We start from the raw sequence: 23,790 nt of genomic DNA, 5'->3' as shown, positions 1-23,790 counted from the left end.
AAAGACCCAGAGACAAAAACCAACCGGTGCACCCTAACTTCCCGGTGCAACCCGCCGATCATTCCCTCAAATATCAACCTCGCTTCACCGCAGTTCCGACCTCAAGGTCCGTCCCGCCGCTCCGTCCAGCGCCCCGTCAGCGCCTCAGCGCCGCCGGTGAAGGGGGTTCTAAGTAAAACAACAAACACCCGCAACCCGAAAATGAACAGAAATCAGACTTTTTCCAAAAATTCTGAAAATAGACGCAAAAACAAAGGGTTATGAACGATCGCACCGCCCACATATCGCTCTTACCACTCCCTTAGCCTCTGATAATGCCTGTCTTTTCTGGACATCAGGCCGACTCGGGGCAGGAATCCAGCCCCCTGCCCCCGCGAGTCACCTGATTTCACGGACGTTTTTGGCGTCGGCGCCGGGATGATCAGACCAAGCGGAGCTTTTGCAGCGGGGGCAGCCGCATCACCAGGAGCCCCCCAATCAAGGCAAGGTAGATCAGTGGCTCCAGCTGGAACCCTTTGGCCAACATCACATAGTGCAATGCGCCAAGCAGAGCGGTCGGGTAAGTCAGGCGATGGAGCTGGCGCCACTTGGGGCCCAGGCGACGAACCGACATGTTGTTGGAGGTGACGGCAAGCGGCAGCATCAGAACAAAGCCGACCATTCCAATGGTGATATACGGCCGTTTGACGATATCGGCGATGATCTGGTCCAGAAGCTGAACGTCCAGCACCAGCCACACCATCAGGTGGCAGACCACATAAAAGAAACAGAGCAGTCCGATCGCGCGGCGAAATCGCATGAGATTGAGACCGGCAAGACGCCGCAGTGGTGTCACCGCAAGGGTGAGGACCAGAAGCTGCAGGGCCAGTTCACCATAACGATGTTCCAGCGCCTTGACGGGATCAACACCCAGATCACCATTGAGCGCCTGATAGAACAGGACGCCGGCAGGCAGAACACCTGCGACATAGACCAACCAGACGGGCAAGCGGCGGAGGAAGGTATTGATCTGCTGCATCAGAAATTCCGTGCCAGATCCATCCCCTCGTAGAGAGAGGCGACCTCTTTCTCGTAGCCATTGAACATCAGTGTTGGCTGACGGCGGGCAAAGAGACCGCCGCCGATGCGGCGTTCACTGGCCTGGCTCCACCGAGGGTGGGAAACATTGGGGTTCACGTTGCTGTAAAACCCGTACTCGCGCGGGTTGGCCATGTTCCAGCTGGTTGGCGGTTCCTTGTCTGTCAGGGTGATCCGGACAATCGACTTGATCGATTTGAAGCCATATTTCCACGGCACAACAAGACGCAGAGGCGCGCCGTTCTGATTTGGCAGGGGTTTGCCGAATATTCCGGTGGCCATGATTGTCAGCGGGTGGCGGGCCTCGTCAAGGCGCAGCCCCTCACGATAGGGCCAATCCAGCACCTTATAGGCAGTGCCCGGCATCTCGGACGGGCGATAGAGCGTTTCAAAGGCCACGTATTTCGCGCCATCCTGCACGCCTGCCACATCCAGAAGATCGGCGAGTTCGAACCCCTGCCACGGCACGACCATCGACCAGGCCTCTACGCAGCGGAAACGATAGATCCGTTCCTCCAGCGTCATGCCGTCGAGAATCTGCTCCATCGAATAGCTGCCGGGACGATCCACCATACCGTCGATTTCCACACTCCACGGTGTCGTGGTCATCTGACCGGCATATGCTGCGGGATCGGTTTTCCCGGTGCCGAACTCATAGAAATTGCAGTAGGAGGTCACATCCTCCCAGCTGTTTGGCTCCAATGCTTCATCGCCTGCCGCCTGTGCCTGCCCCGCTGTCAGACCAGCCAGCCCCAGCCCCGCAGCTCCACCAAGACCGGCCATGATCTGGCGTCGGTTCAGAAAGGCCGCATAGGGCGTGACATCTTCCTTGGTCAGGTCGTTTTTCCAGCGATGGGCCATTCGGCGTCTCCTTTTCTGTCCTCTGCTCTAGGACCTAAGACAGACGCCGGGGCTTTCCAAAACATATCGCCTCACGTCTCCGCGATGGCACTGTAACCTGGCATCAGCTCATGCATCGGGCGACTGGTGCCATCCTCTTGCATGATGCGCACATGCCGACGCCGCAGTTGCCGGGGTTCATTGACCCCAACCGAATGGGCGATGGTCTCCACCTCGTGGATGATCTCGCGCGCATACCGCGCCACGCGAGTTGATTTTTCCTCGACCACGAGGCCCTTTTGCAGGTGTTTGTCATGGGTGGTGATACCGGTGGGGCAGCTGTTCTTGTTGCACTTGAGCGCCTGGATGCACCCAAGCGAGAACATGAAGCCGCGGGCCGAGGTCACAAAATCGGCGCCTGCCGCAAGCGCCCAGGCCACATCGCCGGGGTTCACCAGCTTACCCGAAGCAATCAGGCGAATCCGATCCCTCAATCCATATTCATCACGCAGATTGCATACAAGCGGGAGCGCCTCGCGCACCGACATGCCCACAAGATCAATCAACGGCATGGGCGCAGCACCGGTGCCGCCTTCACCACCATCCACTGTGATAAAATCGGGCGCACTGTCATCCTTGCGGGCCGCGATATGCAGGAACATCTCTCGCAGGGCAGCTTCTGCCCCCACCACCAGCTTGATCCCGACGGGCTTGCCGGTGATCTCGCGAACATGGGCGATCATGTCGAGCAGTTCATCATAGGTGCCGATCTCGGGATGGCGGTTGGGGGAAATGCTATCTTCGCCTTCAGGGATGCCGCGGATTTCCGCTATCTGTTTGTTCACTTTTGCGCCGGGCAGAATACCGCCTTTTCCGGGCTTCGCGCCCTGGGCCAGCTTCAGCTCGAACATACGCACGCTCTCATGGCTCGCGACCTTGCGCAGCTGTTCGTCGCTCAACCGACCTTCGGCATCGCGGACACCATATTTTGCTGTCCCAATCTGGAACACCACATCGCAGCCGCCCTCAAGATGAAAGGGGCTGAGCCCACCCTCGCCGGTGTTGTACCAAACACCGGCTTCTTTTGCGCCACGGCTGAGGGCGCGCACAGCAGGTGCAGACAGCGCGCCATAGCTCATTCCCGAGATGTTAAAGAAAGAAGGCGCCATGTAGGGCGTTCGCGCCGTTGGCCCGATCAGCAGGGGTTCGCTCTCGGCCTTGCCCGTATCAAGCGCAGGGAATGCCGCGTTCACAAAGATAGGCGTGCCGGGAACGTTGAGGTTTCTGGTTGAGCCAAACGCAACAGTATTGCCTTTGCCTTCTGCTGCCCGACCAACCCACTCTCGCTGGGCACGGTTGAATGGCATCTCTTCGCGGTCCATCGCAAAAAAGTACTGACGAAAGAACTCCCCCAAGGTCGAAAAAAGCCCACGGAACCGCCCGATCACCGGGTAGTTGCGTCGAACGGCATCTTCTGTCTGCAGCCGGTCCACGACAAACAGACATGCAGCCACCAAAACGATGGCGCCAACTGCAAAAACAAATGCGTAGACGAGAAATTCTATGGCGTTTGCCGCGAAACCCATGCAAAAACTCCTATATATTTATGGAACGCGCGACCCATCGGCCTGTCCGCCCCTGACAAGCTTGCCGTAATCCGGTCAGCGGGCAAGTCACCTTTGTTCACAATGGGAGAATATTCATGTTTGCCAGAAACCGTTTGAAGTCTGACCGTGCGCCCGCGTTCCTTGCCGTAGTCATTTCCTGTCTTGCGATGGCCCCAATCCCCGCAGCAGCCGGAGAAGAGGACCAAATCGTCAGCTATCAGACAACTCTGTCATTTGATGATGTGACCTTTGGTCTGGAAAATGCAATCACCGACCGGGGGCTTCTGGTGGATCATACCAGTCACGTTGGTGACATGCTGGAGCGCACGCGCGAGGATGTCGGTTCTGACATTGTGCTGTTCGAGCAGGCCAAGGTTTATTCCTTCTGCTCTGCCCGCTTGTCGCGCGAAGTGATGGAAGCCAATCCGATGAATATCGCGTTCTGCCCCTATGACATTTTTGTCGCCCAGGTCCCCGGCTCTGAAACCGTGACGATTGGCTTTCGCGCGTTCCCAGAGGGAGAGATGCAGGTGATCCAATCCCTGCTTGATGAAATCGTGCTGGAGGCCATCGAGGAGTAATTTCCCCTCAGATCCTTCGCGACCTTTTGCTATAGTCCCTGCAAATACGGATCGGGACACATTCATGATAAAGCATCTGGTTGCAGGCCTTCTGCTGGCAGCATCTTTCCTGAGCGCCTGCGCCGCACCGCCCCCGCCCGAAGACGGTGAGGTCTCGCAACTGGCGGACGCGCTGCAGCAGATGGGGCCAGGCATTGACCCGGACGAGGCCCGCCGCGCCGCTGCGCTGGCCTTTGCGCATTCAACAGATCTGGCCACATCCTATGGGGTGACGACCTCTGCCATTTTGCACAACACACTGGTCAACAGCGGCGTCAAACAGCGTGGACTTTGCAAACACTATGCCGAGGACATGCAAAGAAGACTGTCGCAGGAGGGGTTCACGACCTTGACCGTGCTGCGCGCTATCGCAGAACCACGCAACAGCTTTCGCATTGAACACAGCTCTGCGGTGATCGCGCCCGTTGGTGGTGACATATATAATGGGATCATCATCGACCCCTGGCGCGACGCCGGCGATCTGTATTGGTCGCCGACCCGCGCAGACCCACGTTATGACTGGGAACCCCGCATGACAGTCTTGCGACGCAAACATGAAAGGCGGCTGGCGTCAGATGGCTGAGCCTGCGCCGCACAGGACGCCGACAACGGCAGAACCAACACCAGTGGAAAAACGCAAAAGGCCCGCAAGAAAAAGCGGGCCTTTTTAGTTTCTCACTTCAGGCTGGCTTCAGCCGGGCAGCAGGTCAATGGACCACTGCATCATCCGGTCGCGGCCGGTCCGTCGTTCCGATGCGATCGCCAATGATGAGCCCCTCGGTCCCGGCTGACACCGGTACGGTGTCACCATCGCGGATATCCCCGGCAAGCAACATCTCGGCAAGAGGGTTCTGCAGCGCGCGTTGGATGACCCGCTTCAACGGCCGCGCACCAAAGACAGGATCATAGCCCTCATCAGCAAGCCAAGTTTTGGCGCCATCGTCCAGTTGCAGCGCGATCTTGCGACCAACCAGCCGTTTCTCAAGCCGGGCCAGCTGCAGCTCGACGATGCCATCCATATCCTTGCGCCCCAACCGGTCAAAGATGATCGTCTCATCAAGACGGTTCAGGAACTCCGGCCTGAAATGCGCGCGGACGGCATCCATCACATCGCGCTTGGCATCCGCGGCATCCGCACCATCGGGCAACTGGCTAAGGGCCTGCGCACCGAGGTTCGACGTCAGGATAATAAGCGTCTGCTTAAAGTCGACCGTCCGGCCCTGCCCGTCTGTCAGCACACCGTCATCCAAAACCTGCAGCAGCACGTTGAAGACATCCGGATGTGCCTTCTCGACCTCGTCGAACAGAACCACCTGATACGGCTTGCGCCGGACCGCTTCGGTCAGAACACCACCCTCATCATAGCCGACATAGCCCGGAGGTGCGCCGATCAGCCGGGCCACGGCATGTTTCTCCATGAACTCCGACATGTCCACGCGAACCATCGCGCTGTCATCGTCGAACAGGAACTCGGCAACCGCCTTGGTAAGCTCGGTCTTGCCGACGCCGGTCGGACCAAGGAAGAGGAACGAGCCAAGTGGCCGGTTCTCGTCATTCAGCCCAGCGCGGGCGCGACGCACTGCATTGGCAACAGCGGTCACCGCCGCATCCTGACCAATCACACGGCCATGCAGATCATCTTCCATCCGCAACAGCTTCTCGCGCTCACCCTCCAGCATCTTGGAGGTCGGGATGCCGGTCCAGCGCTCTACCACACCTGCGATCTGCTCAGGGCGCACCGCCTCTTCGACCATCAGCCCGTCGCGTTCAGATGCTTCTGCCTCGCTCAGCTGCTTTTCCAATCCCGGAATGACGCCATAAGACAGCTCCCCCGCGCGGGCGAGGTTGCCCTCACGCTTGGCAATGTCCAAATCAGCGCGCGCCCGATCAAGCTGCTCTTTCAACTCGCGGGCTGAGGCCAATTTATCGCGCTCAGACTGCCATTGCGCTGTCATCTCTGCGGATTGCTCCTGCAGGTCAGACAATTCCTTTTGCAGGGTCTCAAGCCGATCTTTGGATGCGGCATCATCTTCAAGCTTCAGCGCCTCTTCCTCGATCTGCATCTGCAAAATCTGGCGATCCAGCGCATCCAGTTCTTCGGGTTTGCTGTCCACTTGCATTCGCAAACGCGCGGCCGCCTCGTCCACGAGGTCGATCGCCTTATCAGGCAGGAACCGATCAGTGATATAGCGGTGCGACAAGGTCGCAGCGGCAACAAGGGCAGCATCGGCGATGCGCACGCCATGGTGCAGCTCGTATTTTTCCTTGATACCACGCAGGATGGACACGGTGTCTTCAACCGTCGGCTCGCTCACCAACACGGGTTGGAACCGGCGCGCAAGAGCCGCGTCTTTTTCGACGTATTTGCGATATTCATCCAAAGTGGTCGCACCAATACAGTGCAGTTCACCCCGGGCAAGCGCAGGTTTGATCAGGTTGGCCGCGTCCATTGCACCGTCGGATTTACCGGCGCCCACAAGGGTGTGCATCTCATCAATAAAGAGAATGATCTCGCCCGCAGCCTCTGTGACCTCGGTCAGGACCGCCTTAAGACGTTCCTCGAACTCACCTCGGTATTTCGCGCCCGCGATCAGGGCCCCCATATCCAAGGACAGGAGCTGCTTGTCGCGCAGGGATTCAGGCACATCCCCATTGACGATGCGCAAAGCCATCCCTTCAGCGATTGCGGTTTTACCGACACCCGGCTCCCCAATCAGCACTGGATTGTTCTTGGTGCGGCGGCTCAGCACCTGCATCGCACGGCGGATTTCCTCGTCTCGGCCGATGATCGGGTCAATCTTGCCCTCACGAACGGCTTCGGTCAGGTCGCGGGCGTATTTTTTCAGCGCGTCATAACCATCTTCTGCGCTGGCGCTATCCGCCTTGCGCCCCTTGCGAATGTCATTGATCGCCTCGTTCAGGGCCTGAGCTGAAACACCCCCCGCATCAAGGGCGTCCTTTGCCTTGGACTTCACCATGCAGAGCGCCATCAAAACCCGCTCTACAGGGACAAAGCTGTCCCCAGCCTTTTCAGCGATCTTGGCCGCTTCGTCCAAAACCTTCGCGGTCTGACCGTCAAGATAGACGTCAGCAGACGCACCCTGCACCTTTGGCAGCTTGGACATAGACAGATCCAGCGCCTGAACCACTTGGGCCGGGGTGCCGCCTGCACGGGAAATCAGATTGCTCGCGAGCCCCTGATCATCATCCATGAGAGCCTTGAGCAAATGCTCAGGCATAAGTCGTTGATGATCTTCACGTCGCGCAATGGTCTGGGCCGCCTGCACAAAGCCACGGGCCCGTTCAGTGAACTTGTTCAAGTCCATCTTGCTCTCCTTTTATAAGCGCCCCGTTCAGTGGCAACGCCCGCTTTGCGGCACGTCCCGGTCAGGGCCTCGCATCAAATGTGGGAGATCTTGGCGTCTCTTCAAGATCACCATGCGGCAAATATGTCACCAAATCCCTGACTTCGATCAAACTTCCCCGTTTCTGCACGATAGCCACATGGATGAACCTGCACTGCAAGAATTGGGGCTTTCCTCCCTGCTCTGGCGGGTCTAAGCAGGCTGGCAATCCCAGACCATGCCAGCCCAGTAGGAGATCTCTGATGACGACGCTTGCCGATGACCGCCTGATCGTAGCAATGGACGTACCCAACGCCATCGCGGGTTTGAAACTGGCCGAAGATCTCGGAGACGCCGTATCCTTTTACAAGATCGGCCTTGGCATGCTCACAGGAGGTGGGCTTGCGCTGGCGAACGAACTGAAACAGGAACATGGCAAGCGCATTTTTCTGGACATGAAATTGTTCGACATCAGCGCAACGATTGAGGCTGCTGTGCGAGGCCTTGCTCAGTTTGATCTCGATTTTCTGACAGTGCACGGTGACCCGCATGTGGTGCGCGCCGCAAAAGAAGGTGCAGCGGGCACAGATCTCAAGATCCTCGGTGTGACCATTCTGACATCCCTCGACCGGGGCGACCTTGATGAGGGACTGATCAAGGCAGGAGATATCCCGGATCTGGTCCAGGAACGCGCGGGGCTTGCCCTGTCTGCCGGGGCCGATGGAGTTATCGCAAGCCCGCAAGAAGCCGCGCTTATCCGCGCCCTGCCAGAAGCGTCGGGCAAGCTGATCGTTACACCAGGCGTACGCCCCGCAGGTGCAGACCTTGGCGATCAGAAGCGGGTCGCAACCCCTGCAAGCGCTCTTGAAGCTGGCGCAGACCATATCGTTGTCGGCCGCCCGATCTGGGCCGCGCAGTCCCCGCGCACTGCAGCACAGGATATTCTGGCGACCCTACCGCGCTAAGGCAGAAGCCCCGCGCAGATCGCTCTAGCGCTGCTCCAAAATTTCAAAAACACGATATCCCCTGTCGTCGAAGCCCACGGCAGGGGATTTTCAATACCGGACAAAATGACCCTCACGGGCCTACCCTGATCAAAACGCCCAATAATTGGGCAAAAAGAAAATTTGGTGGGAGACCTAGAGAGAGCCGCATATCAGGCCCCCAAAACATACATTGACCTTAGGTCAACTTGCCAAAACCAAAGGAAACTTTTCTTGGGGCTCGCTACAGCTGCGCCGAATTGTCCTGTGCCCCCAAAACCACACACCCAAAAGCAGAATTACATAATCCTGCGCTCGTGCTTTGAGAAATGGACGAAATGACCGACCCTGAGGTCAAGACACTCCCCAAGACGACCAACTCTTCCTGAGGTTCGTCACCTTCCCCCGCTTTCAGCAGCGGGGGCCTTTCTTTTCAGCGACAGATCCGTTTCGGCCCCGCATGCCCATCGGCGTGTGCAAGATACTGCCTTAGATAGTCCGCGAAATGGGGCACTGCGAGGGGATGATCCAGGTACCAGTGCGGCGTCACCAGCGCCCATCCCTGCCCCTCACCTCCCAGAACGATGTCACGCTCCCTTTGCGCGGGCAGATGAGCAGCAAAGAACCAAACCCGGCCATTTCGCCGTTCATAGATTTGGCGCCATGTGATTGCCGACACATCAACCTCAAGCCCGACTTCTTCCCGTGTCTCGCGCAAGGCGCAGGCTTCCGGGGTTTCTTGACCTTCACGTCCGCCTCCGGGGAAATCCCAATGGCCAGGGTAAGGAATATGGGCAAAATCATCCCGTTCGATCACCAAAAGGCGCCGACCGATGAACAAGGCCAGTTTTGCACCGTTGAATGTCATCTGAGCTGTCGTCATTTGAATGCGTCCTAAAGACATTCGCCGCGTCGGAGGATAACTTGCTGTTCTGCCCGGATCGCGCGATTCCCGCCCGCATCTGAACATGTTGTTTTGCCCGATGACAGACCCTGAGACGACACACCCCCATATTGACCCGTCAGAGGAGCAGGCGCCTGTTCCTTTGCAGGTGCTGTGCCGGGAATGTCTGTCCTATGGCGTGATGAAACCAAAAGGTGCCAAAACCCCCGTCGCGCGCCGTTGTCCTAAATGCCAAAGCCCTCGGATTAAGGCCCATAGCGAGCTTTTCTCGCTGTCGATTGCTCACATGGACTGCGACGCTTTCTATGCAAGCGTCGAGAAGCGCGACAATCCCGATCTGGCAGATAAGCCGGTGATCATCGGAGGCGGCCGCCGCGGCGTGGTTTCAACAGCCTGCTATGTGGCCCGCATTCGTGGTGTTCGCTCGGCCATGCCAATGTTTCAGGCGCTCAAGCTGTGTCCGGATGCGGTGGTGATCAAACCGCGGATGGATGTCTACGTCGATGTAAGCCGCAAAATCCGCGCAATGATGGACGAGCTGACCCCCGATGTTGAGCCCCTCTCACTGGATGAGGCCTTTATGGACCTGAGTGGGACGCAACGGCTTCACGGGGCTCCGCCCGCGGTCATGCTAGCCCGCCTTGTGAAGCGGATGAAGGATGAACTGGGGGTCACAGGCTCTATCGGGCTGTCGCACAACAAGTTCCTGGCAAAGGTGGCGTCCGACCTCGACAAACCACGTGGATTTTCAGTCATCGGAGCTGCCGAGACCGCTGATTTTCTGCATGACAAACCCGTTCGCATGATCTGGGGCATCGGTCCCGCTGCCCAGGCCTCTCTCGAAAAGGCAGGGATTCGCCATTTCTCCGATCTGCTGCGCTGGGAGCTCATTGATCTGACCGCCCGCTTTGGCTCGATGGGGGAGCGGCTCTATCACCTCGCGCGGGGCCAGGATCGCAGGCGTGTATCGGCAAATACACCAGTGAAATCCATCTCCAAGGAAACCACCTTCAACGAAGACACTGCCAATATGGAGGTATTGGACGGGCACCTCTGGCGCCTTGCGGAAAAAGTCTCGGACAGGGCCAAGGCAAAGCAGCTCGCTGGCCGTGTTGTCACACTCAAGTTGAAACGCGCCAATCACAGCAGCCTCACACGGCGCCAGTCTTTGCGGGATGCCACCCAGATCGCAGACACGATTTACAGAACTGCCCGCAGCCTGCTTGATCAAGTCGGAGACGAGGGACCTTACCGTTTGCTTGGCTGCGGGATTTCAGAGCTCGTACCAGAAACGCAGGCAGACATCACAGGGGATTTGCTGGACCCTCAGGCCGTCCAGCGGGCAAAGGCCGAACGCGCCACAGATGCCATTCGCCAAAAATTCGGCGATGCTGCCATCCAGAAAGGGCGCGCCCTGCGGTAAACCTATTCGGCGGCCAGGGCGATCCGATCAAATCGGAGTTGCGAGATTTCAGCGACCACATTGGTCAGAACCTTGCGCAGGGGCTCAAAGTTCGCCGTTTTCTCAATTCGCGCTTCATCCATATAGAGGCTTCGGTCGATTTCGACCTGAATGGCGTGCTGCCCCCGCGTTGGCCGACCATAGGCCTGGGTGATATAAGCCCCCGCAAATGGCGCATTGCGGGCGACCTTCAGCCCTGCGGACACAAAAGCCGCCTCGACCCTATCGATGATCTCTGCGCTGGATGCAGCGCCAAATCGATCTCCAAGGACCACATCCGGCAGCCCCCCCATCCGGCGGCCAGACGTGGCGATCGCCTCGTGCGGCATGGAGTGGCAATCGATCAGTACCGCCTGGCCGAACTCGACACGGGCCTGATCCAGAAGATTCTGCAAAGCCGCGTGATAGGGACGCCAATGAGTGTCAATTCTGCGATGAGCCTCTGTCTGGCTCAGCTTCCCGCAATAGATTGCGCGACCATGAGCCACGACACGAGGGATCACGCCCAGCCCAGAGGCCACACGGGGATTTTGCCCCCGTTTCACCACCCCGTCGATAAGCGCGGGATCAAGCTCCTCTATCGATCGATTGAGATCCACATAGGCGCGCGGAGCCTTTGCCATCAGCAGCGGCATCCCGAATCGCGGCGCGGCCTGGAAAAGTTCGTGTACAAAGGCATCTTCTGAACTGCGCAGCTGAAGCGGATCCAGAATCGTCTGGGCCAGAAACGCATCGCTGTAGTCCGAACCACTGTGCGGAGACGCGAAAACCACGCCTGAGCGCAGCTTGCGCGGCCTTTTTACCGAAAAAACTGTCTCAGACATACGGGCTCCGGCCGATGAAATACAAGAAACAGCATAGTCTGGAAATTTCTGTGGTCAAAAGCTCTTGCACCCCCCTCCGACTCATTTTATAGACCCCTTCACCGGCGCGGTTATCCGCGCCCCATTCACTTTGGGGCCAACCGCAAACACTGGTATTCATGGGCGATTAGCTCAGTGGTAGAGCACTTCGTTGACATCGAAGGGGTCACAAGTTCGAACCTTGTATCGCCCACCATGAATTCATTGTTTTGATCCACGGATCGGAACACCCGCTAACCCAGGCGCTGGTTCGCGCCGCAGAACAGGAGATAGGCCATGAAGGTCAAGAACTCGCTCCGCTCGCTCAAGAACCGGCACCGTGACTGCCGCGTTGTGCGTCGTAAGGGCCGTGTCTATGTGATCAACAAGACCCAGCGCCGCTTTAAAGCACGCCAGGGCTGATCGCCAGACGCAGCATAGCTGATTTCGGAAAACCGCATCTTCGGATGCGGTTTTCTTCGTTTCAGGGCCTGGGTTCACCTCTATCTCTCCGTCTTTTCCGACCCGCATTCCCTGCCATCGCAGCGGCAGATTTCCGCTGCGACGCTTTTTCCCGATCATTTTTGTCGGTTTTGATTTGCATCTTTTGCCGAATCCTTTATCTGAGCAAATCAGTCGGGTTCAAAAGCGATTGCTGAGAACCCAAAAAAGTTCTGAATAGATGGGATGTACCATGCTGAAATCGACCACCATTCTGGCCGGCGCCCTGACCGCCGCCGTTGCAACCACTGCCGCAGCCGAGGGTGAGCTGAACCTCTACTCCTCCCGTCACTACGATACCGACGAACGCCTCTACACCGATTTTGAAGAGGCAACCGGTATCACCATCAACCGCATCGAAGGCAAAGCAGACGAGCTGATCGCCCGTATGCAGGCCGAGGGTGAGAACTCTCCCGCAGACGTTCTGCTGACTGTCGACACCTCCCGCCTGGCACGTGCCAAGAACGCAGGCGTCCTGCAGTCGATTGAAAGCGCAACCCTGGAAGAGCGCATTCCTGCAAACCTGCAGGACAACGACAACCAGTGGTTCGGTTTCTCCCAGCGTGCGCGCATTATCTTTGTCGACACCGACGAAGTCGCCAACCCGCCGCAAACCTACCTGGACCTGGCAAAGCCTGAGTACAAAGGCATGGTGTGCCACCGTTCCTCCAGCAACGTTTATTCCCAGACCCTGCTGTCCTCGATCATCGAGAACCACGGCGAAGAAGCCGCACGTGAATGGGCAGCTGGCATGGTCGCGAACTTTGCTCGTGCGCCGCAGGGCGGCGACACAGATCAGCTGCGTGGGATCATCTCGGGCGAATGCGACATCTCCGTCGCGAACTCCTATTACTTTGCCCGCGCTCTGCGCAAAGACGTCAAAGGCCTGACCGCGGACATCGACCAGATCACCTGGATCTTCCCCTCTCAGGACGCTGAAGGCGCGCACATGAACCTTTCCGGCGGCGGCGTTGCAGCCCATGCGCCGAACCGTGAGAATGCCATCAAGTTCCTGGAGTATCTCGCCTCTGATCAGGCTCAGCAGTACTTCTCTGGCGGCAACGACGAATTCCCCACCGTGCCCGGCGTGGAGAAATCCGAAAGCGTTGCCAAACTGGGTGAATTTGTTGCTGACGACGTGAATCTGTCTGACGTGGCAGAGAACCTGCCGACTGCACAGAAAATCTTCAACGACGTTGGCTGGGAATAATTCCAACAACACTGTGAACAGTCACGCCACCCGATGACGTGACACGCAAGGCGCAGGGCTTCCCTGCGCCTTTTCTGTGCGGACAAATGCCCAGCAGCCCGGTCCGAATACTCCCCTCCTGCAATTCTGGCACGCCAATGAAGCCAACAGCTCTCTGGACGGCTGCGGGCGCACCGCCTATAGCATCCTCCCCAACACAGGATGCGCCAATCGGGAGGATCGTCACCAATGACACATCAGTCGCAGCAGCCAGAGGCTCGGGCATGATCCGAACACCGGTTACGATCGTCAGCGGCTACCTTGGCGCGGGAAAAACCACGTTGATCAATCGCCTGCTGCAGGAAGACCACGGTCTGCGACTGGCTGTGCTGGTCAATGACTTCGGCAAGATCAATATTGATGACGCCCTGCTGATGGACCGGGGCGCCGAGACCGTCGCGCTGAGCAACGGATGTGTGTGCTGTTCACTGGGCGATGATCTTGCACTGGCACTGCACCAAACGCTGAGCTCTGACACCGCTCCGGATCATATCGTGATCGAGGCCAGTGGCCTGTCCGACCCAGTGGCAATTGCGAACACAGTCATGAATGACGCGCGGCTGAGCTACGGTGGCATCGTGACGGTCGCAGACGGAGAGAACCTCCCCTCCCTGATAGAGGATGACCTCCTTCGCGATCAGGTCTTGCAACAGATCCGCGCCGCGGACACGGTGTTGATCAGCAAATGCGCGCGCCCCGCTGACGGGGTGATGCAGCAACTCGCCGAGCTTGGTGCAAGAACGCCGGTGGTGTTGGGAGAGGCCCCCGTTGCGGATCTGTTGTTTGATGTCCTTCCCCTGCCACTGGGAGCCAAGACGAGAACAGCACATCGCGCCTATGCGACCTGGCACCATAACTCCACCACTGCAATTGATCGCCGCGCCCTTGGCGACAAGCTGGCAGAGAGACCGGAGGGCATCTATCGGATGAAGGGTTTCGTGCTGACCAACGGTGGCGCGTATGAGCTGCACGTCGTGGGCCGCCAAGTATCGGCCAAACGGTGTGAGGCGAAAGAAACCGCGCTGGTGGCACTGGGCCCGGCAGACCGCGTCACCCGGGATGAAATCGAAGCATGGTGGGCCAGCTGATCCACCGCTCTCTTTAGTCAATAAAAAGCCGCGTTGCCTGACGCGGCTTTTTATTGGGCAAGGCGGCTGAGTTAGTGCCTGCGCCCGACCTGTCGACAGATCAGAATGACAGGCAGCAAACCAACCAGCATGATCACGAGGGATGGCACAGCCGCCCCCTCCAGTCGTTCATCCGAAGCCAACCGATACGCCTGCACAGCCAGGGTGTCATAGTTGAACGGCCGCATGATGAGCGTTGCCGGAAGTTCCTTCATCACGTCGACAAAGACAATCAGCAGGGCAGTCATCAGGCTTGGTGTCAGAATGGGCAGGTGCACCCGGCGCAGCATACCCAATGGCCCCTGCCCCAATGACCTTGCTGCTGCATCCATATTTGCGTGCAGTGTCGCCTGCCCTCCCTCATAGGCGCCAAGCGCGGCGGCCATGAAGCGCACCATATAGGCCGCGACCAATAGCCAGATGGACCCGGTAATCAGCAGACCAGTCCGGATTTCGAAGTTCGCGCGCATCCATGCGTCCAACGCGTTGTCAAAGGCCGCAAAAGGCACCATCAGGCCGACGGCGATCACCCCTCCCGGAACCGCATAGCCCAAACGGGACACATGCCCCGCGAGTGCTGAGGGACGCCCCGGACGCAGCCGCTGATAGAACCCCAGACAGATTGCAGCGCCAACCGTCAGCATCGCTGCCGTCATGGCCAGCGTCACGGAATTCTGAAGGAACCCGAGGTAGCGTTTGCTGAACAGGCTTTGTTCTGATTCCAGCCCCATCTCAAACAGGACCAGAACCGGCAGCACAAACCCCAAAAGAACCGGCAGCGCGCAGAACACAATAGCCAGCGCGGCCTGTCCGCCGCGCAGCTCGACCGGTGGCATCTTTGCTTGCTGCTTGCCAGCATGGTGATACCGTGCCCGGCCCCGACTGGTCCGCTCTGCCAGTGCCAGAGCCAGTGCAAACCCAAGGAGACAAAGCGCCAATTGCGCGGCCCCTGTGCGGTCACCAAGAGAAAACCAGCTGGTATAGATACCCGTCGCAAAGGTCTGGACACCAAAATAGCTGACGGTGCCGAAATCAGCGATTGTTTCCATCACCGCCAGCAACACCCCCGATGCAATCGCCGGACGCGCCATCGGCAAGCTGACCCGCCAAAAGGCCTGCAGGGAGGTATTGCCCAAGGCCCGGGCAGCCAGAAATGCACCTGCGCTCTGCTGCACAAAGGCAGCTCGCGCCAGCAGATAGACATAGGGGTAGAGGACCAGAACAAGCATCAGGGCGGCACCGCCTACTGACCTGATTTCTGGGAACCAGTAATCCCGCGGCCCCCAGCCTGTCACTTCACGCAGGGTGGTCTGCACAATGCCGGGGTGGTCCAGAATGAATGTATAAGCATAAGCCAGAACATAGGCCGGGAAGGCCAATGGCAGAACCAAAACCACTTCAAGGAGACGCACGCCGGGAAACCGGGTCATCGTCACAAGCCACGCCGCGCCAACACCGACCATACCGGTTCCGATAGCCACCAAAAGGACCAGAACAAGGGTCGTGCCGGCATAGCCAGCCAGCACTGTTTCCATCAGGTGACGGATCGTGTCCGTTCCCCCTGTTGCAGCAGCCAGCGCGACGGCAACCATCGGCAGCAGGCAGGCAAGAGCCACAATCCAGGCAACGATCGCAAAAGCGGTGCCGCCGCTTTTCTTGCTGCGTCGTCGTTTGGAAGGAACAGAGGATATCTGCGTCGACTTGCTCATGGGTCCGGGCTCATATCAGTGCAGACCTCTATTTCGATCATTTTCGTCGGAATTGCCAGCAACAAAGGCGGCCCGCATCCATTCGCCGCGCGACCGGGGGGCCAAAGCACAAAAAAGCACGACCAGAGAGATATCTCCGGTCGTGCCAGTCGGGGACCCTCATCAGGTCAATTCACCCATCGGGTTCAGTCGTAGCTGCGTTGATCTTCGATCACGAGCCCATCCTTCGGCAGGGCACCGGGCGCGACGATTTCAATCTTGCCCTTGAGCTTCAGCACCTCAACAACAGACTTTGCATAGGCCATCTCGTCGCCATCAGCCGCCTCAATCTGGACAGTCATGGCATCCATCTCGCCGTCACGGCTCGCAACAACGCGGGCCTTCACGATCTCGTCGTGCTTGTCGACCAATGCAGCGACCTGTTCTGGACGAACAAACATGCCTTTGATTTTGGTCGTCTGATCGGCCCGCCCCATCCAGCCTTTGATCCGCATGTTGGTGCGTCCACAGGGGGATTGACCAGGCAAAACCGCAGACAAATCGCCAGTTGCAAATCGGATCAACGGGTAGTCTGGATTCAAAGTTGTGACGACAACCTCGCCAACCTCACCCGCTGCGACTGGCGTGCCAGTGCCGGGCGTGACGATCTCCACGATGACCTGCTCATCAACGATCATCCCTTCCATCGCCGCACTTTCATACGCGATATTGCCGAGATCCGCAGTCGCATAAGACTGTAGGCAGGTGATCCCACGGTCGGCATATTCTTGGCGCAGTGACGGGAACAGGGCGCCGCCGCCGACAGCCGCCTTGCGAAAGCCCAACTCCACCCCCATCGCATCTGCACGATCCAGGATCACCTTCAGATAATCTGGCGTGCCCGCATAGGCGGTTGCGCCGACATCGCGGGCAGCGGTGACCTGCAGTTCTGTCTGACCCGTTCCTGCAGGAAGGACAGCGGCTCCAACGGCACGTGCCCCGCTTTCAAAGATCATGCCCGCGGGCGTCAGATGATACCCAAAGCAGTTCTGGACGACATCACCAGACCCAATTCCCACCGCATGCAGGAAACGGCCCATCCGCCACCAATCATGATCAACCCCACCTGGTTCGTAGATCGGACCTGGCGACTGGAATACATGCGCAAACCCGCTCGCTGGCTTTACGGTAAAGCCACCAAAGGGTGGGTTGGCGGCCTGGGCCTTGCTCAGATCAGACTTTCGCAGCACCGGCAGACCCGCAAGATCTGTCACGCTTGTGATCGCTGCGGCATCAATCTGCCCCAGGCTGTCACCGTAACCGGCCGCTGTCTGTGCGCGGCCGATCTGCTGAGGCAGCAAGCGCGCGATATCAGCTGCGCGTGCATCCGCGCTGCGGGTTTCCAGCTCGTCAAAATAGCTCATGTCAGCCTCCCCGCCTCAGCTCAACCACCGCTTACGACGGCGATAGGACCGCACATCACGGAAGCTCTTGCGTCCTTCGTCCGACATGCCGAGATAGAATTCCTTCACGTCCGGGTTTTCACGCAGCTCGGCTGCTGGCCCGTCCATAACGACGCGGCCAGATTCGAGAATGTAGCCATAGTGCGAGTAACGCAGAGCGACGTTGGTGTTCTGTTCTGCAAGCAGGAACGTAACGCCCTCATTCTCATTGATCGATTTCACAATCTCGAAAATCTGCTCCACCAACTGCGGGGCCAAGCCCATGGAGGGCTCGTCCAGCAGAATGGTTTCCGGACGGCTCATCAGCGCGCGGCCCATCGCAACCATCTGTTGCTCGCCCCCGGAGGTGTAACCCGCCTGGCTGCGGCGGCGCTCCTTGAGGCGGGGGAAATAGCTGTAAACCATCTCCAAATCGCGCTGGATGTTCGCCTTGCCATCACCGCGGGTATACGCACCGGTCAGGAGGTTCTCCTCGACCGTCAAATGTTCAAAACAATGGCGGCCTTCCATAACCTGGATGACGCCCTTCTTCACCAGCTCGGCGGGATCAAGGTCCTGTACCCGTTCACCGCGATAGGTGATGGAGCCCTTGGTCACTTCGCCGCGCTCTGAGTGCAGGAGATTCGAAACAGCCTTGAGCGTGGTCGTCTTGCCCGCGCCGTTGCCGCCCAGAAGGGCCGTGATACCGCCCTTGGGCACCTTGAGGCTGACACCCTTCAGGACAAGGATCACGTGGTTGTAGATCACTTCGATGTTGTTGACCTCAAGCAGCGTGTCTGCCTGCACATCGGTGGGTTTGGCTGTATCCAGCATCTTTTTTATCCTCACGTGGTCCCGACCGTTTCTGCCCTGGACGGGGTTTGTTGCCGGGTCTGTCTGTGGATGCGGCGCAAGCGCGCCGCATCATGAGTTCACTGCGCAATCAGCGCAGGGTGGTGGACCCCAACCCTTGCAGGTCAGGATCCCGCCACATCAGTTGCAGCGCTGTTCGATGTTGTTCTCTGCCGCATAAGCAGCGGAGTCTTCGTCGATCAGCGGCTGGATCACGTCACGGTCGCTCTGGGCAAAATCAGAGATCAGCGTCCACTCTTTGGCAGAGGCATCCCACTGGGTCATGCCAACCAGACCCGGACCACCGTGATTTTCACAGGAGACGTTGAACGCCGGACCAAACAGCGGCATGCCAAGTGCAGACATGCGCGCTTCAGGCATTTCCAGCGCTTCCATACCGTCGCGCATCATCGCAGGGGTGATGTCGGCGGTACCGTGGATTTCCTGAGCAGTTTTTGCAGCTTCGACAGCCAGCATCGCCGCGTACATACCGCGGTTGTACAGAACATTGCCGATCTGATCGCCAGCACCAGCTGCAAGGCCCTTATCCACAACATGTGTCTGAATGTCGTCAAACACCGGGAAGTCACGGCCAACACCGTGGAAGGTCACAGCCTTGTAGCCATCCGCCTTTTCACCTGCCGGCATCACGTCATGTTCTGCACCGGACCACCAGACGCCGATGAAGTTCTCCATCGGATAGCGGATGTTTGCCGCTTCCTGAATGGCAACCTGGTTCATCACGCCCCAGCCCCACATGATCACGAAATCAGGGCGGTCACGACGAATTTGCAGCCACTGCGACTTCTGCTCCTGACCGGGGTGGTCAACAGGCAGGGTCGACAGGGTGAAACCGTGCTTCTTGGACAGCTCTTCCAGTGTGCGGATCGGCTCTTTGCCATAAGCGGAGTTGTGGAACAGCAGCGAGATCTTCTTACCGTTCAGATCGCCATCGTTGGCTTCGAGCAGGTAGTTGATAACACCCGACGCACCATCCCAGTAGTTCGCGGGATAATTGAAGACGTTGCTGAACACCTTGCCGTTCGCAGCCGAGGTCCGGCCATAGCCCATGGTGTGCAGCGGAATGCCGTCCGCGGTGACTTTGGGGATCAGCTGATAGGTAATCCCGGTGGAGAGCGGTTGATAGATCAGCGCGCCTTCACCTTTGGTGGATTCATAGCATTCCACGCCCTTTTCGGTGTTGTAGCCGGTCTCGCATTCGATAACGCGGGCCTTAACACCGCCGATGCCGCCGTCACGCTCATTCACCAGTGTGAAATAGTCAGCGTAGCCATCCGCGAAGGGAATGCCACCAGCAGCATAGGGGCCGGTCCGGTAGCTCAGCGACGGGAACACAAGGTCTGCCATTGCAGGGCCAGCGGCCATCGCGGCGCCCAGCGCCAGTGTCGTCAGTTTCAGTTTCATCGGGTCTCATCCTCCCTTGAATTGTCCGATGGGGGTCATGCAGGGATTGATCTTATTGTTTCCCCGCCGTCTTGGTCAGCCAGCCCCGCCTTAGTGCGGGAAGGGCCAGAGTCTCAGCTTCTCCTTGGCTACGCGCCACAGCTGGGCCATGCCATGAGGTTCAGCAATCAGGAATACGATGATCAGCGCGCCCACGATCACAAGCTGGAAATGGGCCACGATATCTGTCGGCCAGCCCAACACGTCCACGCCAACCACCTTCAGGATCACCGGCAGAAGGACCAGGAACGCCGCGCCGGCAAAGGATCCGAAGATCGAGCCCAGGCCACCGAGGATAACCATGAAGAGCACGAGGAATGACTTGTTGATACCAAAGGCCTCACCGACCTCTACCGCGCCGAGGTAAACCGCAAAGAACAGTGCGCCGGAGATGCCGATAAAGAACCCCGAGACACCAAAGGCCGAGAGTTTGGCCTTAAGCGGGTTCACACCAATGATTTCGGCAGCAATGTCCATATCACGGATCGCCATCCAGCTACGCCCGACGGTGCCGCGGGTCAGGTTGCGGGCAACAAGCGCGCAGAAGGTCAGGAAAATCAGGCTGAACATGTAGGTAGCCCAGGCCGGTGCATTCGGGCCGGTGATGATGATGCCAAACACATCACGCTCCGGCGCGTTGATCTGACCCGAGGCCGAGTAGTTGTAGAACCACGGCACACGGTTGAAGAGCCACACCAGAAAGAACTGTGCCGCAAGCGTCGCAACCGCAAGGTAGAAGCCCTTGATGCGCAAGGACGGCAGACCAAAGGCAACGCAGACCAGCGCCGTGATCCCACCTGCAAGCAGGACGTGAATGAACATGCTCACCTCGGGGAAGGCAGTCATCAGCTTGTAGCAGGCATAGGCGCCCACCGCCATGAAACCGCCGGTGCCCAGCGACACCTGACCACAGTAGCCGACCAGGATATTCAGTCCGATCGCCGCGATCGAATAAATCAGGAACGGCAGCAGAATTGCATTCGCCCAGTAGTCGTTGATGAAGAACGGAATGACCAGAAAAGCAAAGGCCATGACAGCGTAGTACCGGATCCGGTCAAACTTGATCGGGAAGGTCTGGCTGTCCTCTTGGTAGGAGACTTTGAAATCTCCGGCTTCACGATAGAACATGGCTCAGATGCTCCCTTTTTCCTGCGCGCGGTTTCTCTGCGCCGCGTCGAGTTGATTTGTCTTGCTTGCGTAGCCGGTCTGTTCGGCGGCGCGTGCCAGCCGCAGATAGGCCAGAATTCCGGTAATGAGACCTGCCGCAGCGAGCAGGGAAGCGGTCACCATCTGGGCTTCTGTAAACCCTGTTGCGGAGAGCGCGAGGTAGCCAAAGGCCCAAAAACCTGACCATGCGACCACATTGATGATGGCGACCAGCTTGATCATGGGGTCGCTCCGTTAACCAACGACTCAGATTTCCGGCTTTCGCCACAATTCATCCAGCTCTTTCTGCTAGTCTGTGTGCGGGAAAAGTGAGTGGGAACCATGAGTTCAATTTTACAGGAGATCCGGCGGCTGGAGTCCGCCCGGGATCGCGGAGAGCTATCCGCAGAGGAATTTGCCGCCGCCAAGGAGACGCTGCTTGGCTCGGTCGAAGATGCAACTGTGATCTCGCAGGAGCGCCCGCGACGACGGGCCCGGCCTTCGCCAGCTCCGGTCAGCCGCAACGCCCCTTCGGGGTTCTGGGGCATCGTCGCCATTGCCCTTGTCGCGGCCTTGGCGATGACAGTGCTTGTCGGGCAAATGATCGGCGACTTCACCATTGCGCTGACATTGGTGATCAGCGTGCTGGCTGCCGTTCTGGTCGCTGCCTTCCGACGTTTGGAAGGCTGAGCACCCCGCAGACCCGCTACCTTGTGCGCGGCCCCGAAAGGGGATCGCGCATTTGGCATATGCAGATCAGACGCGTTCAATGATCTTCTCCCCGAACAGGCCCTGCGGACGGAACACCAGGAACAGAAGGGCCAGCACATAGGCAAACCAGTTCTCTGTCGCGCCACCAACCAGTGGTCCGACCATGAACTCGAACAGTTTTTCGCCGACACCGATGATCAGGCCGCCCACAATGGCACCCGGAATAGAGGTGAAGCCACCAAGCATCAGAACCGGCAGAGCCTTGAGCGCGATCAGCGAGAGTGAAAACTGCACACCAGACTTGGTGCCCCACATGATGCCTGCAACCAGCGCAACAAAACCAGCAACAGACCAGACCAGAACCCAGATAAAGTTCAGCGAGATGCCGACCGACAAAGCGGCCTGGTGATCGTCTGCCACCGCACGCATGGCGCGGCCCTGCTTGGTATATTGGGCAAAGGCAACCAGACCAGCCACCAGAAGCGCCGCAATGATGGTCGCGACAAGGTCGAGATTGTCGATGAAGAAGCCGTAGTCAAAGATCTCGAAGGTTCGTTCGTCGATCCACAGGTTGATACCCTGCGGCAGGCCAACGTCCAGCGTCTTGATTTCAGACCCCCACATAAGGTCGGCCACACCCTCAAGGAAATAGGCAAGACCAATCGTCGCCATAAAGAGAATGATCGGCTCCTGTCCAACCAGATGACGCATAACAAACTGCTGCACCATCCAGGCCAAAAGAACCATCACGCCAACCGTCAGCAAGATTGCGACGAACGATGGCACCGTCCAGCCAAAGTGGGTGATGTGGCCGCCAAAGATCGCGTTGATGAGATGCGAGAACGGAACTTGTCCGTTCATGATGCCCACCAGCGTCATGGCAGCAAACAGGGCCATCACACCCTGTGCGTAGTTAAAGATACCCGACGCTTTGTAGATCAGGACAAACCCAAGAGCGACGAGCGCATAAAGCACGCCGGCCATCAGACCGTTGAGCGTGACTTCCATCGCAAAAACCAGTTGTTCAGGCATCCCGCTCTCCTCCTGCAGATGCCACTTCGGACATCGGCGCAATCATCTCGAAATTCATTGTCAGAATGGTCCGGTCAGTCATGGCTGACCCCCAGATAGGCGTCGATCACATCCTGGTTGTTGCGCACCTCGTCCGGGGTGCCGTCACCGATCTTTTTGCCGTAGTCCATAACAACCACGCGGTCGGACAAGTCCATGACCACGCCCATGTCATGTTCGATCAGGGCGATGGTGGTGCCGAACTCATCGTTCACATCCAGGATAAAGCGGGACATGTCCTCTTTTTCCTCGACGTTCATGCCTGCCATCGGCTCATCCAGCAGCAACAGTTTTGGCTCTGCTGCCAACGCGCGTGCCAGTTCGACCCGTTTCTTGAGACCATAAGGCAGACGGGCGACAGGAGTTTTGCGGATCGCCTGGATCTCCAGGAAGTCGATGATCCGTTCGACCACTTCGCGGTTTTCCGTCTCTTCGGCCTCGGCCTTGCCCCGCCAGAGCGCCTGCTGCATGAGGTTGGTCTTCATGTAGTTGAGGCGACCGGTCATGACATTGTCCAGAACGCTCATGCCGTCAAACAGCGCGATATTCTGGAAGGTCCGGGCGATACCCTGGCGCGCGACCTCATAGGGGCGCATGGGCGGCCGTTTGGCCCCACGGAACCAGACTTCGCCCTCCTGCGGAACATAAAAACCGGAAATAACGTTCAGCATTGACGATTTACCAGCGCCGTTCGGGCCGATGATCGCGCGGATTTCGCCTTCGCGGATATCAAAAGAGATATCCTTGATCGCGACCACACCGCCAAACCGCAGGGTGATGTTCTTCATCTCCATGACGACGCCGCCAATGGTGCGCCCGTCCTCGGTGATATAGCCTTCTTCCATATCCTTCACGACACC

At 58.3% G+C, this 23,790-nt stretch carries 23 protein-coding genes and 1 tRNA gene; 10 read left to right on the top strand and 14 right to left on the bottom strand.

Annotated features, from left to right (window positions below; genetic code table 11):
* A partial coding sequence (locus KUV39_RS14785; protein WP_222460131.1) for a hypothetical protein occupies window positions 1-264 on the top strand: 264 nt, incomplete at its 5' end.
* Window positions 265-421: 157 nt separating this feature from the next.
* On the opposite strand, the gene msrQ is transcribed toward KUV39_RS14785, so the two are convergent.
* The 3 genes from msrQ to KUV39_RS14770 all read right to left on the bottom strand — a co-directional run bounded on the left by msrQ (window position 422) and on the right by KUV39_RS14770 (window position 3,503).
* The gene (gene msrQ, locus KUV39_RS14780; protein ID WP_222460130.1) at window positions 422-1,018 is read right to left on the bottom strand and encodes a protein-methionine-sulfoxide reductase heme-binding subunit MsrQ; all 597 of its coding nucleotides are present in this window, start codon (window positions 1,016-1,018) and stop codon (window positions 422-424) included.
* Window positions 1,018-1,938 carry a protein-methionine-sulfoxide reductase catalytic subunit MsrP gene (msrP, locus tag KUV39_RS14775; RefSeq protein WP_222460129.1) on the bottom strand — a complete coding sequence of 307 codons (921 nt, stop codon included), beginning with the start codon at window positions 1,936-1,938 and terminating at the stop codon, window positions 1,018-1,020. Before msrP ends, msrQ begins: the two co-directional genes overlap by 1 nt.
* A 71-nt stretch (window positions 1,939-2,009) precedes the next feature.
* Window positions 2,010-3,503: an FMN-binding glutamate synthase family protein gene (locus KUV39_RS14770; RefSeq protein ID WP_222460128.1), complete on the bottom strand. Its 1,494-nt coding sequence runs from the start codon at window positions 3,501-3,503 to the stop codon at window positions 2,010-2,012.
* Between the two features lie 116 nt (window positions 3,504-3,619).
* On the opposite strand from KUV39_RS14770, the gene KUV39_RS14765 reads away from it, so the two are divergent.
* On the top strand, window positions 3,620-4,105 hold the full coding sequence (locus KUV39_RS14765) for a DUF302 domain-containing protein (protein ID WP_222460127.1): 486 nt from the start codon (window positions 3,620-3,622) through the stop codon (window positions 4,103-4,105).
* Window positions 4,106-4,169: 64 nt separating this feature from the next.
* Window positions 4,170-4,727, top strand: coding sequence for a hypothetical protein (locus tag KUV39_RS14760; protein ID WP_222460126.1), 558 nt, complete (start codon window positions 4,170-4,172; stop codon window positions 4,725-4,727).
* Between the two features lie 124 nt (window positions 4,728-4,851).
* Here KUV39_RS14760 and clpB read toward each other — a convergent pair whose 3' ends face one another.
* Window positions 4,852-7,470 (bottom strand): ATP-dependent chaperone ClpB, encoded by a 2,619-nt coding sequence (gene clpB, locus KUV39_RS14755; protein ID WP_222460125.1) that lies wholly within the window; start codon window positions 7,468-7,470, stop codon window positions 4,852-4,854.
* 281 nt (window positions 7,471-7,751) lie between these two features.
* Here clpB and pyrF point away from each other — a divergent pair, with 281 nt between their 5' ends.
* Window positions 7,752-8,453: an orotidine-5'-phosphate decarboxylase gene (gene pyrF, locus KUV39_RS14750; RefSeq protein WP_168578335.1), complete on the top strand. Its 702-nt coding sequence runs from the start codon at window positions 7,752-7,754 to the stop codon at window positions 8,451-8,453.
* 451 nt (window positions 8,454-8,904) lie between these two features.
* Here pyrF and KUV39_RS14745 read toward each other — a convergent pair whose 3' ends face one another.
* Complete coding sequence (locus KUV39_RS14745; protein ID WP_222460145.1) at window positions 8,905-9,339, bottom strand: NUDIX hydrolase; 435 nt, start codon at window positions 9,337-9,339, stop codon at window positions 8,905-8,907.
* Between the two features lie 178 nt (window positions 9,340-9,517).
* Between KUV39_RS14745 and KUV39_RS14740 the strand changes: the two genes are divergently transcribed.
* Entirely contained in the window at window positions 9,518-10,798 is a 1,281-nt protein-coding gene (locus tag KUV39_RS14740; RefSeq protein WP_419555539.1) for a DNA polymerase IV, read from the top strand.
* Window positions 10,799-10,800: 2 nt separating this feature from the next.
* Here the strand turns inward: KUV39_RS14740 and KUV39_RS14735 are convergent, their stop codons facing one another.
* Window positions 10,801-11,661 carry an N-formylglutamate amidohydrolase gene (locus KUV39_RS14735; RefSeq protein WP_222460123.1) on the bottom strand — a complete coding sequence of 287 codons (861 nt, stop codon included), beginning with the start codon at window positions 11,659-11,661 and terminating at the stop codon, window positions 10,801-10,803.
* Window positions 11,662-11,821: 160 nt separating this feature from the next.
* Here KUV39_RS14735 and KUV39_RS14730 point away from each other — a divergent pair.
* The 4 genes from KUV39_RS14730 (at window position 11,822) to KUV39_RS14715 (ending at window position 14,517) form a co-directional block, all read left to right on the top strand.
* A tRNA-Val gene (locus tag KUV39_RS14730) sits at window positions 11,822-11,896 on the top strand.
* Between the two features lie 80 nt (window positions 11,897-11,976).
* Window positions 11,977-12,102: a type B 50S ribosomal protein L36 gene (ykgO, locus tag KUV39_RS14725; RefSeq protein ID WP_008562923.1), complete on the top strand. Its 126-nt coding sequence runs from the start codon at window positions 11,977-11,979 to the stop codon at window positions 12,100-12,102.
* Window positions 12,103-12,373: 271 nt separating this feature from the next.
* Window positions 12,374-13,390, top strand: a complete 1,017-nt coding sequence (locus tag KUV39_RS14720; protein ID WP_008559147.1) for a Fe(3+) ABC transporter substrate-binding protein — start codon at window positions 12,374-12,376, stop codon at window positions 13,388-13,390.
* Window positions 13,391-13,653: 263 nt separating this feature from the next.
* Window positions 13,654-14,517, top strand: coding sequence for a CobW family GTP-binding protein (locus tag KUV39_RS14715; RefSeq protein WP_222460122.1), 864 nt, complete (start codon window positions 13,654-13,656; stop codon window positions 14,515-14,517).
* Window positions 14,518-14,588: 71 nt separating this feature from the next.
* Here the strand turns inward: KUV39_RS14715 and KUV39_RS14710 are convergent, their stop codons facing one another.
* The 6 genes from KUV39_RS14710 to KUV39_RS14685 form a co-directional block, all read right to left on the bottom strand.
* Entirely contained in the window at window positions 14,589-16,265 is a 1,677-nt protein-coding gene (locus KUV39_RS14710) for an ABC transporter permease (RefSeq protein WP_046211704.1), read from the bottom strand.
* 185 nt (window positions 16,266-16,450) lie between these two features.
* Window positions 16,451-17,668 carry a phenylacetate--CoA ligase family protein gene (locus tag KUV39_RS14705; RefSeq protein ID WP_008563016.1) on the bottom strand — a complete coding sequence of 406 codons (1,218 nt, stop codon included), beginning with the start codon at window positions 17,666-17,668 and terminating at the stop codon, window positions 16,451-16,453.
* A 15-nt stretch (window positions 17,669-17,683) separates the two neighbouring features.
* Entirely contained in the window at window positions 17,684-18,520 is an 837-nt protein-coding gene (locus KUV39_RS14700) for an ABC transporter ATP-binding protein (protein WP_008561702.1), read from the bottom strand.
* 159 nt (window positions 18,521-18,679) lie between these two features.
* Window positions 18,680-19,963 carry an ABC transporter substrate-binding protein gene (locus KUV39_RS14695; RefSeq protein ID WP_008562529.1) on the bottom strand — a complete coding sequence of 428 codons (1,284 nt, stop codon included), beginning with the start codon at window positions 19,961-19,963 and terminating at the stop codon, window positions 18,680-18,682.
* Window positions 19,964-20,053: 90 nt separating this feature from the next.
* The gene (locus KUV39_RS14690) at window positions 20,054-21,130 is read right to left on the bottom strand and encodes a branched-chain amino acid ABC transporter permease (RefSeq protein ID WP_008561035.1); all 1,077 of its coding nucleotides are present in this window, start codon (window positions 21,128-21,130) and stop codon (window positions 20,054-20,056) included.
* A 3-nt stretch (window positions 21,131-21,133) separates the two neighbouring features.
* On the bottom strand, window positions 21,134-21,391 hold the full coding sequence (locus KUV39_RS14685; RefSeq protein ID WP_008560279.1) for a hypothetical protein: 258 nt from the start codon (window positions 21,389-21,391) through the stop codon (window positions 21,134-21,136).
* A 99-nt stretch (window positions 21,392-21,490) separates the two neighbouring features.
* Between KUV39_RS14685 and KUV39_RS14680 the strand changes: the two genes are divergently transcribed.
* On the top strand, window positions 21,491-21,838 hold the full coding sequence (locus tag KUV39_RS14680) for an SHOCT domain-containing protein (RefSeq protein WP_008560226.1): 348 nt from the start codon (window positions 21,491-21,493) through the stop codon (window positions 21,836-21,838).
* A gap of 66 nt (window positions 21,839-21,904) precedes the next feature.
* Here KUV39_RS14680 and KUV39_RS14675 read toward each other — a convergent pair whose 3' ends face one another.
* Complete coding sequence (locus tag KUV39_RS14675) at window positions 21,905-22,891, bottom strand: branched-chain amino acid ABC transporter permease (protein ID WP_046211706.1); 987 nt, start codon at window positions 22,889-22,891, stop codon at window positions 21,905-21,907.
* Window positions 22,892-22,965: 74 nt separating this feature from the next.
* Entirely contained in the window at window positions 22,966-23,775 is an 810-nt protein-coding gene (locus KUV39_RS14670; protein WP_008559579.1) for an ABC transporter ATP-binding protein, read from the bottom strand.
* Window positions 23,776-23,790 lie beyond the last annotated feature (15 nt).

Source organism: Phaeobacter italicus (genome assembly GCF_019801785.1).
GTDB lineage: Bacteria > Pseudomonadota > Alphaproteobacteria > Rhodobacterales > Rhodobacteraceae > Phaeobacter > Phaeobacter italicus.
Note: the sequence above shows the minus strand (reverse complement) of the source record. Positions and strands in the feature narration are given on the sequence as shown.